Raw genomic sequence first — 15,073 nt, 5'->3', positions numbered from 1 at the left:
TAGTGAATTTTAAGCTGTTTTATTTCATATACTTTATTAGGTGATGTAATGGACGATTTAGATGAAGTGCGTAAACGAATGCAAAAAAGGCGTGGCATCAAGAAACCATTAAATGATGATAATTTTAAACGTTTTTATAATTTTATGGTTAAATTTATGGTTGTAATTGTTGTTGCTTTAGTATCGTTATCATATGTTAAATTAAACCCTAATAGCAGCATTAAAGAAATGGTTTTAAATGATGCTAATTATAAAGCAGTTACTAGCTGGATTTCGGATACTTTATTTTCTTTTTTGCCAGATGAAGATGTTTCTGTTTCAAGTGCAGTAACTTATCAAAATATTAGTGGTGATTATTTTAAAAATAATAGTAATGAGGTATTAAGTATAACTGATGGACGAGTAATAGAAACCGGGATCGATGATGGTTCTGGCAGTTATGTAACTGTTTTAGGAAAAGATGAAGTTGAAATAACTTATGGAAATATTGATAATGTGATGGTTGCTTTATATGATGAAGTTGCCCAAGGAATGATATTAGGCAGTTATCAAGAACAGTTGATTTTAAAATTTGAATATTTAGGTGAGGAAATAACTTATGAAGAGTATCAAAGGATGGAATGATTGGTATCTCCATCCTTTTACTTTGATATATTTATTAGCTGCCTGTTTAAATAATAATTTAAGACAATATTTAAGTGCGTTAATAATTGTATGTATTCATGAATATGGTCATTATTATTTTGCTAAGAAATTTAATTTTAAAATAGAAAAAGTTGAAATTATGCCTTTTGGGGCTTTTTTAAGTTTAGAAGATTATGGAATGCATCATATTGTAGAAGAACTAGTAATGTTATTAGGGGGACTAGTTACTCATTTTGTTTTATATATATTTATTAGCTGTTTTTTTACTAGTGATTATTTACTGGCAGTAAATCGATTAGTGTTGATTTTTAATTTGTTGCCTGTTTATCCTTTAGATGGTTCAAAAATTTTATTATTGCTTTTATCATTAGTTGTTGATTATTATCAGGCTATTAAGATTCAAATTAAAGTATCGATTATGTCTTTATCGTTATTAATTGTTTTGTATCATCAACTCGGGTATTTAATTATTTATGGTTATTTAATATATGTTAATTATCAATATATTAAAGAATTTCGTTATATGGTCATTCGTTTATATTTAAACCGGCTTGAAAGTAATCCGTATAAAAAAATTAAACTAAATTATAAATATCGTTTTTATCGACCATATAATAATTATTATTTAATTGATGATCATTATTATAATGAAAAACAGGTTTTATATGAATTGATAAAAAACCTAAAAAACAGTTGACTTAACGAGGTTAAAATTATATAATTCACTTGTTGTAGACCTCTAGCTACAACCGCACATAAGAGGTATTAAAGCATAGCTGCCTTGGTTGGCGAGTCTTAGATATTAAAAATATTATAGGAGGTGCGAAATATGTACGCAATTATTGAAACAGGTGGAAAACAATTAAAAGTTGAAGCTGGTGATACTATTTTTGTAGAAAAATTAGATGTTGAAGCTGGAGAAAAATTTGTTTTTGATAAAGTTTTAGCAATCGGTGATAAAACAATCAAATTAGGAGCTCCTTATGTTGAAGGTGCAACTGTAGAAGCAACTGTTGAAAAACAAGGTAAAGAAAAGAAAGTTGTTGTTTACAAATATAAACCTAAAAAACATTATCACAAAAAACAAGGTCATAGACAACCTTATACAAAATTAGTAATCAATACAATTAATGGTTAATGATTAAAGTAACAGTAAAAAAGAAAGATAATTATATCGTTGATCTTAAAATAAGTGGTCATGCTAATAGTGATGAATATGGTAAAGATTTAGTATGTGCCGGTGTTTCTACAGCTAGTATTGGTACATTAAATATGCTAGTGAAAAAAGATTTTTTAAATCGTAATTTAGGAACAATTGAGGTTGATGAAGGTTATATAAATGTAGTTGTTAATCAAGTGGATGATATTTGCCAAGTGGTGCTAGAGACACTTGTTGTAATATTGGAAACAATGGTTGAAAGCTATAGTCAGTATATTAAAATATCTATTATGGAGGTGTAAGATATGATGTTCAAATTAGATTTACAATTATTCGCTTCTAAAAAAGGGGTTGGGTCAACAAAGAATGGTCGTGACTCTAAATCTAAAAGATTAGGAGCTAAATTATCTGATGGGCAATTCTGTACAGCCGGATCTATTATTTATAGACAAAGAGGAACTAAAATTCATCCTGGTACAAACGTAGGAAAAGGTGGAGATGACACTTTATTTGCTACTGTTGATGGAATCGTAAAATTCGAAAGACTAGGACGTAACCGTAAACAAGTTTCAGTTTATCCTGCTGCATAATTAAAATCCCTGAAAAGGGATTTTTTGTTGTATAATTATTAAATAATTTGTAGCATAATATAATTAAAGGAAAAGAGGTGGCTAGATGCAGTTTATTGATAAAGCAAAAATTAGAGTTGAAGCTGGAAAAGGCGGTGATGGAACAGTTGCCTTTCGTCGTGAAGCCCATGTCCCTAAAGGAGGACCAGCTGGTGGTGATGGTGGAAAAGGTGGCAGTGTTGTTTTTGTCGCTACTACTTCGCTTTCAACATTATTGGATTTAAAATATAATCGTTTATATAAAGCACCTGCCGGGCAAAATGGAATGCCTAAAAAAATGCATGGTAAAGACGCGATTGATACAATTATTAAAGTACCGGTAGGAACAGTAATTATTAACGAGGCTACTGGTAAGATAATGGCTGATTTAACAGAAGATAAGCAAAGAGTTGTAATTGCTAAAGGTGGCCGCGGTGGTCGTGGAAATGCTCGTTTTGCAACTTCAAGAAATCCAGCACCACAAATTTGTGAACGTGGTGAACCTGGTGAAAATTTTGATTTAATTTGCGAATTAAAATTATTAGCCGATGTTGGATTAGTAGGTTTTCCATCAGTAGGGAAATCAACATTATTATCAGTAGTTACTAGAGCTCGTCCTGAAATTGCTGATTATCATTTTACAACTATCGTACCTAATCTAGGAGTTGTTCAAGTTAAAGATGGTCGTAGTTTTGTTATGGCTGATTTACCTGGTTTAATTAAAGGAGCAGCACAAGGAAAAGGATTAGGACATCAGTTTTTACGTCATATTGAGCGTTGTCGTGTTATTGTTCATATAATTGACATGGGGGCTGTTGATGGTCGTGATCCATATGAAGACTATGTAACAATTAATAAAGAATTGGGTGAGTACCAATATCGTTTATTAGAACGACCTCAAATTATTGTTGCTAATAAAATGGATGAAGAAGGTGCTGAAGAAAATTTAGCGCGTTTTAAAGAAAAAGTTGGCGAAAATGTTAAAGTGTTCCCAATCAGTGCTATTATTCATGAAGGTGTTGATCAAGTATTATATGCGGTTGCTGATGCTCTAGCAAATGCACCAGTCTACACTCTTGAAGATAAAGAAGAAAATACTGTTGTTTATACAATGAATGAAGAAGAAACTAAACCATTTGAATTACATAATTTAGGTAATGGTAATTGGTCAATTACTGGTAAGAAAATTGAACGAATGGTGGCAATGACTTCACTAGTTAGTGATGATTCATTAAAACGTTTCTTAATTAAAATGCGTAATATGGGAATTGATGAAGCTTTACGTCAAGCCGGAGCTCAAGATGGCGATAATGTAAAAATTGGAGATTTTGAGTTTGAATATTACGAATAACCAGCTAGTAATTCTAGTTGGTTTTTTTTAATGACGGTGTTATAATTGGTCGTGTGATTTTGATACAAATTTGAGATAAAAAATAAGCTTTGTTATAGTATAATATTTATAAAGGAGTTAGCGATGTATAGCTATATAGTTGGGAAAATTGTTGAAATAAATGTTGATCATATTGTAGTAGAAAATAATGGGATTGGTTATTTAATATATGTAAGTAATCCTTATGAATTTACCAAAGAGGAAGTTAAAATATATTTATATCAGCATGTCAAAGAAGATGGCATCTTTTTATATGGGTTTAAAACCAGTGAAGAAAAAGAAATGTTTTTAAAATTGATTTTAGTTAAAGGAATCGGTTGTAAAACGGCAATGGGAATTTTAGCTACTGGTGATGTTAATAGTATTATTAATGCTATTGAAACTAGCAATGTATCATATTTAAAAAAGATTCCAGGTATTGGTCCTAAAGCAGCGCAACAAATTATTTTAGATTTACAAGGGAAATTTAAAAATAGAGTATTGGAAACTTTGGTTAATAACGAAGATATTGAAGAAGCTAAAGAAGTGTTGATGGCTTTAGGTTATCGTAAAAGTGAAGTTGATCGAGTGTTAAAAATCATTAAAAATGAAAAATTAGATACTAATGGTTATGTAAAAAGAGCTTTAAGTTTATTAGTTAAATAAGGAGGATGGAAATGTCACGAAATGAGGTTCTTGATGTTAATATAGTTGAAGATGAAGAAAGTACTTTACGTCCTTCTTCGTTTGATGAATATGTTGGTCAAACAGATTTAAAAGAAAATTTAAAAGTTTTTGTTGGTGCTGCTAAGTTAAGGAATGAATCATTGGATCATGTTTTACTATATGGGCCTCCAGGATTAGGAAAAACGACGATGTCAATGATTATCGCTAATGAAATGGAAAAGAATATTAAAATTACAACTGGACCTAGTATTGAAAAAACCGGTGATTTAGTAGCTATTTTAACAGCTTTAGAGCCTGGTGATGTTTTATTTATTGATGAAATTCATCGTTTAAATAAAGTAGTTGAAGAAATTCTTTATCCAGCAATGGAAGATTTTTGTGTAGATGTTGTAATTGGTAAAGAAGCTTCAACTCGTTCTGTTCGTATTGATTTGCCACCATTTACTCTAGTAGGAGCAACAACTAGAGCTGGTGACTTATCAGCACCATTGCGTGATCGTTTTGGAATTATTTCTAAATTGGAATATTATGACGAAAAAGATTTAAAAACTATCATTGATCGAACTAGTCGTATCTATCATATGCCAATGGATGATGATGCTAAATCGGCTTTAGCGATGCGTTCACGAGGAACACCGAGAATTGCTAATCGACTATTTCGACGGGTAAGGGACTTTGCTCAGTTTAATGGTGAAGATATCATAACTAAGGAAAGAACAATCGATGCTTTAGATCGTTTAAAAGTCGATACTTTAGGGTTGGATGAAGTGGATCATAAATATTTATTAGGTATTATTCAGCGTTTTAAAGGAGGACCAGTTGGATTAGAATCATTAGCAGCTTCAATTGGTGAAGAACCCCAAACTCTTGAAGATGTTTATGAACCATATTTATTGCAGATTGGTTTGATTAAAAGAACACCCCGCGGTAGAATTGCTACTGCTGAGGCCTACCATCATTTAAATATTCCTTTTGATAAGTAGACTGCTTTGCAGTCTTTTTTATTATCCTTTAAAACAAAAATTATTAGGTAAGCTAAAAAGATTTGTAGTTAGATTATAATAATTGTCTTGTAATAAAGGAGGCGATATGGATGAAAAAACATGAGATAATTGGCTTATTGATTATATTATTAATATCTACTGTATATTCATTTGTCTTACCTGAAGAAAATGTTGCAAAAATTGTTTTAGAACCTGAAATTACAATTATTGTTGAAGGGTGTTATAATGAAACATTAATTTTTAATCAAACACCGACAATAGGGGATGTATTGGAAAAATTAAAGATTGAAAATGTGTACGGATTTGATCAGACAGTTGTGTTAGAAAGCCAATCCGTTTTTTATATTCCTGATGCTAGTTTAGAATTAATATCGTTAAATAATGCAACAATAGATGAGTTGATGACAATTAAAGGAATTGGACCAAAAACTGCTCAAAAGATTATTGATTATCGAAATCAAACACCTTTTAAAACAATTGAAGATATTCAAAATGTATCAGGAATAGGTGAAAAGACCTATTTGCGTATTCGAGAATTATTATGTTTATAAAATATAGTATTTCTTATTATGCTCTATTTTGTTTGCTAGTAATAATAACAATTTTAGTGCATCCAGTTTTTATAATTTTTGTATTAGGATATAGTGTATTTATTGTTTATCGTCTAAACTGGGTTAATTTAATTTTAATGATAGTTTTTACAATCGCTTTTGTAATGATCATGCATTATCCACAAAGTTGTAGTGATCCTTATTTACAAGGTACTATAATTAGTCAAGATGATAGTAGTGTTGTAATCCAAACTGCTGCTACTAAAGTAAAAGTATATGGTAATTTTACTGGTTTTGCTGTAGGCGATGAACTAGAAATTAAAGTATCATATTTTGATATTAGAGAACCAACAAATGATAATGCCTTTAACTATAAACATTATTTATATAGTCGAGGGATTACTAATAATGCCGTTTTAACAAATATTATTTCTAGTCAAAAGCATGAAACGTTGTTACAAAAATTACAAAGTCGTTTTGCAGGTGAGGACTTAGTTAATAGTTATGCTTCGATGTTTATTATTGGAGTTAAAGATGAATTGATCAATGATTATTATCAGCAATTAACTAATTTATCAGTTGTTCATTTATTTGCTTTATCAGGATTACATATCCATATGTTAAAAGGAATAATAAAAAAGCCATTAGGCTTTTTATTACCGGAGCGGTTTTTAGAATATTTTTGTTTAGTAATAATTGGTTTTTATATTTATATTATTCCTTTTAATGTTTCTTTTTTACGAGCGTATTTAGTAATGGTTTTAAATACGCTTTTTAAAAAATATTTAAATCGTTTAGATAGTTTAGGGATAGTTGCATTAATAATGATTTATATGAATCCATATATTATTTTTAACTTATCATTTATCTTTTCTTATTTTATGTATTTATTAATTATATTTATTAATCGCCACAAATATCTTAACTTATTACTATATATAGGTAGCATTCCAATTATTCTGACAATTCAATATCGTATTAATTTATTATCGTTTATCTTGGGGGTTATCTTAACCCCATTAGTTAGTTTATTATATCAATTATTATGGCTATATACATTGTTTGGCAGCTTTTTTAAGCCGGTTACATCTTTAGTTATAACAATGTTGAATAATATAATTGTTTTTTGCGAAGATTTTTCAATTTTTATTAATTTTATGAAACCATCGTTATTTTTCTTGTTAGCTTTTTATTTTATTTATTTTAAATTATTATTTAAAGTAAATATTAAACAAAAAATTTATCATGAAATAATGTTACTACTAAGTTTAATGATTGCATTTTACTTTAAACCATATTATCAAATTTATGGGCAAGTAGTTATGATCGATGTTGGTCAAGGAGATTGTTTTTTAATCCAACAGCCATTTAAACTTGGCAATATTTTAATTGATACTGGTGGTTTGAAAAATACTGATTTGGCTGAAGTTACCCTAGTACCATATTTGTGTTCTATTGGCGTGTTTGAATTAGACTATGTTTTTATTTCTCATGATGATTTTGATCATAGTGGTGCTTATGATTCATTAAGTGAAAAGATTAAAATTAAAGAAACAATTACAACATATCAAGAAAAGATGACTATTGGTAATGTTGAAATAGAAATGTTAAAAACCCCCTTAAGTGATGATAGCAATGATTCATCTTTGGTATTCGTTGCAACGGTTAACAAATTAAAATACTTGTTTACTGGAGATATTTCAACTACGGTAGAAAAGCAGTTAGTTGAAACATATCCGGATTTAAAAGTGGATGTTTTAAAAGTATCTCATCATGGCAGTAATACAGCTACAAGTGCCTTGTTTTTAGAAAAAATAAAGCCTAGAATTGCTTTGATTAGCTGTGGTAAAGGGAATTTATATGGTCATCCTCATGATGATGTTATTCAAAGGTTGCATGATTATGGTGTTAAGGTTTATCGTAGTGATCAAATGGGAATGGTAAAGATTGTATATTATGGTAATGATAATTATATTTTTCAATGACTTTATTATCTAAATGGGCTATAATTGGATTACTGGAGGGATTTAGATGATTTGTTTAATATATGGTGAAGAACGTTTTTTAATGGAACAAAAACTGGCATCTTTAAAAAAGGAATATAATTGTAATGATGAAAACATGAATATTTCTGTTTTTCGTGGTGATGAAGATCGAATGAAAGATGTTTATGAAGATTTGATTACCCCTCCTTTTTTTACTGATAATAAGATGGTTATTTTAAAAAATCCACTCTTTTTAACAACCAAAAAGGTTAAAAAGGATGATGAACAGTTAAAATATTTTGAAAAATGTTTAACGGATAATCAGGGAACTATTTTTGTAATTTATTATAATGGTGATGATTTTGATAAAAGAAAGAAAGTTGTTAAACAGCTTTTAGGTAGTGTTGAAGTTTTTAAGTATGATAAAGTTAATCACTATCGAATATCTGATAGTACTCGTAAAGCAATAAAACGTCGTGATGCAACGATTGATGATGATGCTTTAGAACTGTTATTAAAACGGGTTGATGATAGTTTAGAAAAAGTGGCCAATGAAGTTGAAAAATTATGTTTGTATAGTAAACATATAACCTATGATATTGTTGATACATTAGTAAGTAAACCGTTGGATGAAAATGTTTTCGATTTAACAAGTGCTATTTTACAAAAAGATCGTCAAAAAATGTTCATGATTTATCATGATTTGATGATTTTAAATGAAGAGCCTATAAAACTAATTGTCTTGATAGCTAATCAAATGCGATTGATTTATCAAGTGAAATTATTGGTTCGAAAAGGGTATAATGATAAAGAAATTGGAAAGATATTAAGTATTAATCATTATCGATTGAAATATCTACGACAAGAAGGACAAGACTATGATCTTAATGAATTATTAGAATGTATTGATCAATTATCAAAACTTGATGTTGAAATTAAAACAGGGAAAATCGATAAAAAAGTTGGACTAGAATTATTTATGATTAGAATTTAGGAGGATATATGGAGTCGTTACGTGAATTATTTAAAATAGGGGTGGGGCCTTCTTCTTCGCATACAATGGGGCCACAAAGAGCAGCATTAAAAATTAAGGAAACATATCCTGATGCCGATCATTTTGAAGTGTATTTACATGGTTCATTAGCTTTAACAGGAAAGGGACATCTTACTGATTATATTATCGAAGAAACTTTAGGTAAAGATAAAGTTAAAATTCATTTTGTAAGTGAGGCCTTACCTAAACATCCAAATGGAATGATTTTTGTAATTTATCAAGATGGTAAAGAAATCGATCGGATTACGGTATATTCAGTTGGTGGTGGTACTTTAATGTATGATAATGCTAAAATTGCGCCACCTAAACAAGTTTATCCACATCATAATTTAAAAGAAATTCTTGATTATTGTGAAAAACAGGGAATTAATCTTTATCATTACACTCTTGAGTTTGAAGATGAAGATTTTAAAGCATATTTATATGAAGTAATTGATGCGATGTTTAAATGTGTTGAATCAGGCTTAGCAGCAACAGGAATTATTCCAGGACGATTAAAATTAAAAAGAGTAGCTAAATCAATGTATCAACAAGCTATTAATACGCGACGTTCAGGTGAACGAGATCGGTTACTTGTTAGTAGCTATGCTTATGCTGTTAGTGAAGAAAATGCTTGTGGTCATCAAATAGTAACAGCACCAACTTGTGGTGCTAGCGGGGTATTACCAGCTGTATTGTATTATTGTTATAAACAGTTAGGATTACCAAAAAAAGAAATTATCAAAGCTTTAGCGGTAGCAGGAATATTTGGGAATGTTATTAAAACAAATGCAACGATTTCTGGGGCTGATGGTGGCTGCCAGGCTGAAATTGGTAGTGCTTGTGCTATGGCAGCAGCTGCTTATGGCTGGATCTTAGAGCTTAATAATAGTTTGATTCAATATGCAGGAGAAATGGGCTTAGAACATAATTTAGGTTTGACATGTGATCCTATTGGTGGTTATGTCCAAATTCCATGTATTGAACGAAATGGTTTTGGCGCTTTAAGAGCTATGGATGCGGCAATGTACGCTAAGCAATTAGGATATTTAAGAAAAAATAAAGTTTCTTTTGATGCAGTAGTAAGAGTAATGAAAGAAACAGGAAAAGATTTAAATAGTGCTTATAAAGAAACTTCTTTAGGTGGTTTAGCTAAAGAATTTGGTTTTGAAGATGAAGACTAATTCTTTATATATCCATATTCCTTTTTGTCAGGATATTTGTGCATACTGCGATTTTTGTAAAGTATTTTATCAAGAAAAAATAGTAGATGAGTATCTTAAGGTTTTAAAAGAAGAATTGGATGGTCTTGTAGTTAAGGAACCGCTAAAGACCATTTATATTGGTGGAGGGACACCTAGTTCTTTAAATTACCAGCAGTTATCTTTTTTAATGGCAATGATCAAACCTTATCTAAGTGATTCTTTACAGGAGGTTTGTATTGAAGTTAATCCTGAAAGTATAGATGATAAGAAAATGAAAATTTTAAAAGATGGCGGGATCACTCGGTTGAGTATCGGTGTTGAATCATTTAATGAGAAAATATTAAAGGCAATTAATCGTCATCATAATAAACAGCAAGTTTATAATGTAATAAAGATGGCTCATGATTTTAATATTGATAATATTTCCATTGATTTAATGTATGGACTACCAAAACAGACTTATCAGGATATAAAAGCAGATTTACTTGAAGTTTCTAAATTAAATATTCAGCATATTTCTTATTATGCATTAATTTTAGAAGATCATACTGTTTTAAAAAATCAGGACTATCATTTATTAGATGAAGAAACAGAGTTACAAATCAATCGCTTGATTGATAATGAACTTGCAACGCTAGGTTTTTATAAATATGAAATTAGTAATTTTGCAAGACCAGGTTATCAATCAATTCATAACTTAGCTTATTGGCATTATGATAATTATTATGGGATTGGAATAGGTGCTAGTGGTAAAGTTGATGATTGTTTATATGAACATAATCGGAATTTAAATGCTTATTTAAAAAGAAAAAATATTATTGATAAAACTACTTATTCTAAAGAAGATACAATGTTTAATCATTTGATGATGTCACTTAGATTAACAGCTGGATTGGATCTAAATGAATTTAAAAGAAGATATGGTGTTACTGTTATGGATGTTTATCCTGATGCGCTTTTAAAGCATTTGAAGTTAAAAACGTTGGTTATTGAAAATGACCATTTAAAATGTAATGAGGAATCGATATATTTATTAAATAATATTTTGATCGATTTTTTATAAAAGAGGCAGCTTGATAGCTTGTATTCATTAATATTTTTGATGAATATAGGATATTTAGCTGTTTTTTTATTTTTTAGCACAAAGATGTTGACAGTGCTAAAAAAAGATGTATAATGTATTTAGCACAAAGGAAAGATGAGTGCTAAGGGTGGTGAAACTAATGCTAACAGCAAGGCAATTATTAATATTTAAATGTATTGTTGATGAGTTTATTGAAACTGCAGAACCAGTAGGCTCAAAGACATTGATGAATAAATACCAATTGCCATATTCAAGTGCAACCATTCGAAATGAGATGAGTAATCTTGAAGAATACGGGTATATTGAAAAAACTCATACTTCTTCAGGACGAGTTCCTTCGATTGAAGGTTATCGTTTTTATGTTGATAATCTAGCAAAGCATGATTTAGATGAAGGTGTAAAAAACCAGGTGGCTCAGATTTTTAGTGATCGTCATCGCAGCTTGAATGAAATTATTCAAGATAGCTGTGAGATGTTAAGTGATTTAACTCATTTAACATCAGTGGTTTTAGGACCTGATTCTAGCTTTGATACATTACAGCAAATAAGTGTTGTGCCATTAAATGAAAATCGAGTAACTGCGATTATTATTACTAATCAAGGACATGTTGAAAATAAAATTTTCGATATTAATCGCGAGCATAAGATGGAAGACTTATTAAGCTGTGTCGGCGTTATGAATGATTTGTTGATTGGAACTCCAATCGATCAGATTGCATTTCGTTTAGAAAGAGATGTAAAACCGATTTTGTCAGTTAAAATCAAGGAACATGAAGAATTATTCAATGCTTTTCTTGAAGCGTTTGTTCGTTTTGCTTCTAGCAACGTTTATTTTTCAGGAAAAGAGAATATGTTGTACCAGCCAGAGTATAACGATGTTAATAAGTTGAGAAGAATCGTTAGTGCATTTGAAAACTCTCAAGTATGGAATTTCTTACAGCCTTTATCCAATGAAGAAGGGGTTACGGTAAGAATTGGTTCTGATTCACCAATAAATGAAATTGAAGACGTTTCTGTTATTTCTGCTTCATTTAAGACCGGAGAAAGAACCAAGGGATCTATTTCAGTAATTGGGCCGACAAGGATGCCATATGAAAAAGTAGTTTCCTTAGTAGAGTATATTTCAAAGAATATTGAAGAAGCTTTCTTTGAAGAATTTGATGAGACAGATGATGATTCAAACGATGAATAGAGGTGAATATAATGAGCGATAAAGAAAATAATGTAGTAGACGAAACAGTAGAAGAAACTACTGAAGAAGTAGTTGAAGAAACAGAAAATATTGATGAAGATAAAGAAAAATCGGCTGAACAGCAAATTAATGATTTGATGGAAGAAGTAAATGCTTGGAAAACAGATTATTATAAAGTATTTGCAGATATGGAAAATCTTAAGAAAAGATTGCAAAATGAACATGCAAATGCCATGAAATTTATGATGCAATCATTTATTGAACAGTTATTACCGGTTGTTGATAATTTTGAAAGATCATTAGCAATCGTTAATCCAAGTGATGAAATCAAGAACTTTTTAAAGGGTTATGAAATGATCTATTCTCAATTGATGGAAGTTTTAAAAGCTCAAGGAGTTACAGTAATTAAAGCTGAAGGTGAAGAATTTGATCCTAATTTCCATCAAGCTGTAATGACAGTTAAAGATGAGAATTTTAAACCAAATATGGTTGTTGAAGAATTACAAAAAGGATATATGTTAAAAGATCGCGTTATTCGTGCATCTTTAGTAAAAGTTAGTGAGTAATAGGAGGAATGTTATTATGAGTAAGATTATTGGTATTGACTTAGGTACTACAAATTCATGTGTCAGTGTTATGGAAAATGGTGAAGCAAAAGTTATTGCTAATCCAGAAGGAAATCGTACAACTCCATCTGTTGTATCGTTTAAAAATGGTGAAATTATTGTTGGTGAAGCTGCAAAACGTCAAGCAGTTACTAACCCAGATACAGTTATGTCAATTAAAAGACATATGGGAACTAGCCATAAAGAACATGTAAATGGTAAAGATTATACACCACAAGAAATTTCAGCAATGATTTTACAAAACTTAAAAGCTACTGCTGAAGCATATTTAGGTGAAACAGTTACTAAAGCTGTAATTACTGTTCCAGCATATTTCAACGATGCGCAACGTCAAGCAACTAAAGATGCTGGTAAAATCGCAGGATTAGAAGTAGAACGTATTATTAACGAACCAACTGCTGCTGCTTTAGCATTCGGTCTTGATAAATTAGATAAAGAACAAAAAGTATTAGTATATGATTTAGGTGGTGGTACTTTCGACGTATCAATCCTAGATTTAGCTGATGGTACTTTTGAAGTATTAGCAACTGCTGGTGACAACCGTTTAGGTGGAGATGATTTTGACCAAAAAATCATGAACTGGGTTGTTGAAGAATTCAAAAAAGAACAAGGAATTGATTTATCTGCTGATAATATGGCAATGCAAAGAATTAAAGAAGCTGCTGAAAAAGCTAAAAAAGACTTATCAGGAACTATGCAAACACAAATTTCATTACCATTCATTTCAGCTGGAGCTAGTGGACCATTACATTTGGAATTAACATTAACAAGAGCTAAATTTGATGAATTAACTCGTGATTTAGTTGAAAGAACTGAAGGACCAGTTCGTCAAGCATTATCAGATGCTGGTATGCAACCAACTGAAATTCATCAAGTATTATTAGTTGGTGGTTCAACTCGTATTCCTGCAGTTCAAGAATCAGTAAAAAGATTATTAGGAAAAGAACCTAATAAATCAGTAAACCCTGATGAAGTTGTATCTATGGGTGCAGCAATTCAAGGTGGTGTTATCGCTGGTGATGTTAAAGACGTATTATTATTAGACGTTACTCCATTATCATTAGGTATCGAAACTATGGGTGGTGTAATGACAGTATTAATCGAAAGAAATACAACTATTCCAACTACTAAATCACAAATTTTCTCAACAGCTGCTGATAATCAACCTGCTGTAGATATCAACGTATTACAAGGTGAAAGATCAATGGCTAGAGATAATAAACAATTAGGTTTATTTAAATTAGATGGAATTGAACCAGCACCTCGTGGTGTACCACAAATCGAAGTTACTTTCAGCATTGACGTTAACGGTATCGTAAATGTTAAAGCTAAAGATTTAAAAACTCAAAAAGAACAATCAATCGTTATCCAAAACTCTAGTGGATTAAGTGATGAAGAAATCGATCGTATGGTTAAAGAAGCTGAAGCTAATAAAGCTGAAGATGAGAAAAAACGTAAAGAAATCGAAACTAGAAATAAAGCTGAACAAATGATCAATGAAATCGATAAAGCTTTAGCTGAACAAGGTGATAAGATTGATGCTACACAAAAAGAATCAGCTCAAAAATTAAGAGATGAATTAAAGACTGCATTAGATAACAATGATATGGCTACATTAGAAGCTAAAATGTCTGAATTAGAACAAATGGCACAACAAATGGCTTCATATGCATATCAACAACAAAACAATAATGCTGGTGCAAATACTAACACATCTGGTACAACAAATAACCAAGATGACAATGTTGTTGATGCAGATTTTGAAGAAAAGAATTAATTTAAAGCCAAGGCTTTGCCGCCTTGGTTTTAACTAGTATAAAGACAAACTATTAAATGTCAATAAATAAATTAAATTTTTAAAATTTATTGCTTTAGCAGGCATTTGTCTTGACTAAGAGGTGAATCCTCTATAAAAATCCTCTTTC

The 15,073-nt window shown here is 30.4% G+C and carries 16 protein-coding genes and 1 other annotated feature; all 16 genes read left to right on the top strand.

Annotated elements, in window-relative coordinates:
- The first annotated feature begins 48 nt into the window (after positions 1–48).
- The gene (locus B5F09_RS11590; protein WP_087374318.1) at positions 49–624 is read left to right on the top strand and encodes a M23 family metallopeptidase; all 576 of its coding nucleotides are present in this window, start codon (positions 49–51) and stop codon (positions 622–624) included.
- On the top strand, positions 599–1,342 hold the full coding sequence (locus tag B5F09_RS11585; protein WP_087374316.1) for a site-2 protease family protein: 744 nt from the start codon (positions 599–601) through the stop codon (positions 1,340–1,342). Before B5F09_RS11590 ends, B5F09_RS11585 begins: the two co-directional genes overlap by 26 nt.
- 40 nt (positions 1,343–1,382) lie before the next feature.
- Positions 1,383–1,451 (top strand) — a sequence feature (ribosomal protein L21 leader region).
- 23 nt (positions 1,452–1,474) lie between these two features.
- Positions 1,475–1,783, top strand: coding sequence for a 50S ribosomal protein L21 (rplU, locus tag B5F09_RS11580; protein ID WP_087301189.1), 309 nt, complete (start codon positions 1,475–1,477; stop codon positions 1,781–1,783).
- Positions 1,783–2,106, top strand: coding sequence for a ribosomal-processing cysteine protease Prp (locus tag B5F09_RS11575; RefSeq protein WP_087301186.1), 324 nt, complete (start codon positions 1,783–1,785; stop codon positions 2,104–2,106). The genes rplU and B5F09_RS11575 overlap by 1 nt, the downstream gene beginning before the upstream one ends.
- 3 nt (positions 2,107–2,109) lie before the next feature.
- Positions 2,110–2,394, top strand: a complete 285-nt coding sequence (gene rpmA / locus B5F09_RS11570; protein ID WP_087301182.1) for a 50S ribosomal protein L27 — start codon at positions 2,110–2,112, stop codon at positions 2,392–2,394.
- Between the two features lie 85 nt (positions 2,395–2,479).
- Entirely contained in the window at positions 2,480–3,763 is a 1,284-nt protein-coding gene (obgE, locus tag B5F09_RS11565; protein ID WP_087374314.1) for a GTPase ObgE, read from the top strand.
- A gap of 123 nt (positions 3,764–3,886) precedes the next feature.
- Positions 3,887–4,447: a Holliday junction branch migration protein RuvA gene (gene ruvA, locus B5F09_RS11560; RefSeq protein ID WP_087301176.1), complete on the top strand. Its 561-nt coding sequence runs from the start codon at positions 3,887–3,889 to the stop codon at positions 4,445–4,447.
- An 11-nt stretch (positions 4,448–4,458) separates the two neighbouring features.
- On the top strand, positions 4,459–5,451 hold the full coding sequence (ruvB, locus tag B5F09_RS11555) for a Holliday junction branch migration DNA helicase RuvB (protein WP_087301173.1): 993 nt from the start codon (positions 4,459–4,461) through the stop codon (positions 5,449–5,451).
- A 110-nt stretch (positions 5,452–5,561) separates the two neighbouring features.
- Positions 5,562–6,023, top strand: a complete 462-nt coding sequence (locus tag B5F09_RS11550; RefSeq protein WP_087374312.1) for a ComEA family DNA-binding protein — start codon at positions 5,562–5,564, stop codon at positions 6,021–6,023.
- On the top strand, positions 6,014–8,008 hold the full coding sequence (locus B5F09_RS11545; RefSeq protein ID WP_087374310.1) for a DNA internalization-related competence protein ComEC/Rec2: 1,995 nt from the start codon (positions 6,014–6,016) through the stop codon (positions 8,006–8,008). Before B5F09_RS11550 ends, B5F09_RS11545 begins: the two co-directional genes overlap by 10 nt.
- A 46-nt stretch (positions 8,009–8,054) precedes the next feature.
- The gene (holA, locus tag B5F09_RS11540; RefSeq protein ID WP_087374308.1) at positions 8,055–9,002 is read left to right on the top strand and encodes a DNA polymerase III subunit delta; all 948 of its coding nucleotides are present in this window, start codon (positions 8,055–8,057) and stop codon (positions 9,000–9,002) included.
- An 8-nt stretch (positions 9,003–9,010) separates the two neighbouring features.
- Entirely contained in the window at positions 9,011–10,225 is a 1,215-nt protein-coding gene (locus tag B5F09_RS11535; protein ID WP_087301160.1) for an L-serine ammonia-lyase, iron-sulfur-dependent, subunit alpha, read from the top strand.
- Complete coding sequence (hemW, locus tag B5F09_RS11530; RefSeq protein ID WP_087374306.1) at positions 10,215–11,309, top strand: radical SAM family heme chaperone HemW; 1,095 nt, start codon at positions 10,215–10,217, stop codon at positions 11,307–11,309. Before B5F09_RS11535 ends, hemW begins: the two co-directional genes overlap by 11 nt.
- Positions 11,310–11,469: 160 nt before the next feature.
- A complete protein-coding gene (hrcA, locus tag B5F09_RS11525; protein ID WP_087301154.1) occupies positions 11,470–12,522 on the top strand; it encodes a heat-inducible transcriptional repressor HrcA in 1,053 nt (350 codons plus the stop codon).
- A gap of 11 nt (positions 12,523–12,533) precedes the next feature.
- Positions 12,534–13,088 (top strand): nucleotide exchange factor GrpE, encoded by a 555-nt coding sequence (gene grpE / locus B5F09_RS11520; RefSeq protein WP_087374304.1) that lies wholly within the window; start codon positions 12,534–12,536, stop codon positions 13,086–13,088.
- A 16-nt stretch (positions 13,089–13,104) separates the two neighbouring features.
- Positions 13,105–14,925: a molecular chaperone DnaK gene (dnaK, locus tag B5F09_RS11515; RefSeq protein ID WP_087301148.1), complete on the top strand. Its 1,821-nt coding sequence runs from the start codon at positions 13,105–13,107 to the stop codon at positions 14,923–14,925.
- Positions 14,926–15,073 lie beyond the last annotated feature (148 nt).

This window comes from Erysipelatoclostridium sp. An173, from assembly GCF_002160495.1.
Lineage (GTDB): Bacteria > Bacillota_I > Bacilli_A > Erysipelotrichales > Coprobacillaceae > Thomasclavelia > Thomasclavelia merdavium.
The sequence above is the reverse complement of the archived record's forward strand: the minus strand, read 5'-3'. Positions and strand labels throughout refer to the sequence as shown.

Excerpts from the sequence above, each read along its gene's own strand:
- B5F09_RS11585 (WP_087374316.1), top strand. The coding sequence starts at position 599 with ATGAAGAGTATCAAAGGATGGAATGATTGGTATCTCCATCCTTTTACT.
- hrcA (WP_087301154.1), top strand. The coding sequence starts at position 11,470 with ATGCTAACAGCAAGGCAATTATTAATATTTAAATGTATTGTTGATGAG.
- ruvB (WP_087301173.1), top strand. The coding sequence starts at position 4,459 with ATGTCACGAAATGAGGTTCTTGATGTTAATATAGTTGAAGATGAAGAA.
- dnaK (WP_087301148.1), top strand. The coding sequence starts at position 13,105 with ATGAGTAAGATTATTGGTATTGACTTAGGTACTACAAATTCATGTGTC.
- B5F09_RS11545 (WP_087374310.1), top strand. The coding sequence starts at position 6,014 with ATGTTTATAAAATATAGTATTTCTTATTATGCTCTATTTTGTTTGCTA.
- ruvA (WP_087301176.1), top strand. The coding sequence starts at position 3,887 with ATGTATAGCTATATAGTTGGGAAAATTGTTGAAATAAATGTTGATCAT.
- rplU (WP_087301189.1), top strand. The coding sequence starts at position 1,475 with ATGTACGCAATTATTGAAACAGGTGGAAAACAATTAAAAGTTGAAGCT.
- grpE (WP_087374304.1), top strand. The coding sequence starts at position 12,534 with ATGAGCGATAAAGAAAATAATGTAGTAGACGAAACAGTAGAAGAAACT.
- B5F09_RS11575 (WP_087301186.1), top strand. The coding sequence starts at position 1,783 with ATGATTAAAGTAACAGTAAAAAAGAAAGATAATTATATCGTTGATCTT.
- hemW (WP_087374306.1), top strand. The coding sequence starts at position 10,215 with ATGAAGACTAATTCTTTATATATCCATATTCCTTTTTGTCAGGATATT.
- rpmA (WP_087301182.1), top strand. The coding sequence starts at position 2,110 with ATGATGTTCAAATTAGATTTACAATTATTCGCTTCTAAAAAAGGGGTT.
- B5F09_RS11535 (WP_087301160.1), top strand. The coding sequence starts at position 9,011 with ATGGAGTCGTTACGTGAATTATTTAAAATAGGGGTGGGGCCTTCTTCT.
- B5F09_RS11550 (WP_087374312.1), top strand. The coding sequence starts at position 5,562 with ATGAAAAAACATGAGATAATTGGCTTATTGATTATATTATTAATATCT.
- B5F09_RS11590 (WP_087374318.1), top strand. The coding sequence starts at position 49 with ATGGACGATTTAGATGAAGTGCGTAAACGAATGCAAAAAAGGCGTGGC.
- obgE (WP_087374314.1), top strand. The coding sequence starts at position 2,480 with ATGCAGTTTATTGATAAAGCAAAAATTAGAGTTGAAGCTGGAAAAGGC.
- holA (WP_087374308.1), top strand. The coding sequence starts at position 8,055 with ATGATTTGTTTAATATATGGTGAAGAACGTTTTTTAATGGAACAAAAA.